This is a genomic window from Bartonella florencae, from assembly GCF_000312525.1.
Taxonomy (GTDB): domain Bacteria; phylum Pseudomonadota; class Alphaproteobacteria; order Rhizobiales; family Rhizobiaceae; genus Bartonella; species Bartonella florencae.
Genome location: NZ_HE997481.1, coordinates 1 through 897, shown reverse-complemented (window position 1 = coordinate 897; position 897 = coordinate 1). Strand labels below are relative to the sequence as shown.

3 protein-coding genes are annotated in these 897 nt (G+C 38.4%); 2 read left to right on the top strand and 1 reads right to left on the bottom strand.

Annotated elements, in window-relative coordinates; genetic code table 11:
- The first annotated feature begins 50 nt into the window (after positions 1 to 50).
- Together BN202_RS08915 and BN202_RS08910 are read left to right on the top strand one after the other, a co-directional pair.
- Positions 51 to 314 (top strand): type II toxin-antitoxin system RelB/DinJ family antitoxin, encoded by a 264-nt coding sequence (locus tag BN202_RS08915; protein WP_019220299.1) that lies wholly within the window; start codon positions 51 to 53, stop codon positions 312 to 314.
- Positions 301 to 582, top strand: coding sequence for a type II toxin-antitoxin system YafQ family toxin (locus tag BN202_RS08910; RefSeq protein WP_019220298.1), 282 nt, complete (start codon positions 301 to 303; stop codon positions 580 to 582). The genes BN202_RS08915 and BN202_RS08910 overlap by 14 nt, the downstream gene beginning before the upstream one ends.
- A 41-nt stretch (positions 583 to 623) precedes the next feature.
- Here the strand turns inward: BN202_RS08910 and BN202_RS08905 are convergent.
- Positions 624 to 897 (bottom strand): hypothetical protein (locus BN202_RS08905; protein WP_019220297.1); only part of this gene is annotated, 274 nt, incomplete at its 5' end.

Below are 897 nucleotides of genomic sequence, written 5' to 3'. Positions count from 1 at the left end.
ACACTTCAATTGTATTACATTGAAATACAATTAAGAGAGGAGAAATCATCATGGCTGCCAGTCGCATGGTTCAAGCGCGTGTACCGGAAGAAATTCAAAATGTTGCTAGTCAAGTTATTCAAGCCTCTGGTTTGTCAGTGAGTGATGTTGTAAGGGTTTTGATGACACGTATTGCGCAAGATAAAGCTATTCCTTCTTTCTTATTTCAACCCAATGCAGAAACAATAGCGGCTTTTGCCGAATTTGATGAAGGCAATTTAAAAAAGTTTCATTCCGTAGACGAATTATTTGATGATCTCTATGCGGACGATTGAACGTACCACCATTTTCAAACGTGATTTTAAACGTGAGATGAAAGGGCAACATCGGCATCTTTTAGATACTGATTTACGTAAAGTCATCGCAGCATTAGCAAATGACCAACCTTTAGAGTTTCGGTACCGTGATCATGCACTGACTGGAAATTGGAGTAATTATCGAGATTGTCATATTCGACCTGATCTCGTGTTAATTTATCGCTTGGTTGATCAAGACCGGTTGATTTTGGTGCGTCTAGGCTCTCATTCACAACTTGATCTTTAACCACCTCCCCACCTTTGAAGTGGGGAAGGGGGTGTTTTATTTTAAGCAACCTTTTTAATAGGGTTCTCGAAATGTGGTTCGTAAGCACGCAACAAAGACTCTATAATCGGAGGTGGTCTTAACGTTCCAAAATTTGTAATCATTGCCAAAATTTTGAGTGCATTTGGGGTTTCATCTTGAAGTTTTAAAATTAAAGCTTTTTCTATCGCATCCATGGTTTCAATGAGGGTATTAAAAGCCTTATCTTCAACATCATCACGATCAGAAAATTGATACAACGCCATCCATAAATCGCATAAAAAATCAATACTGGTA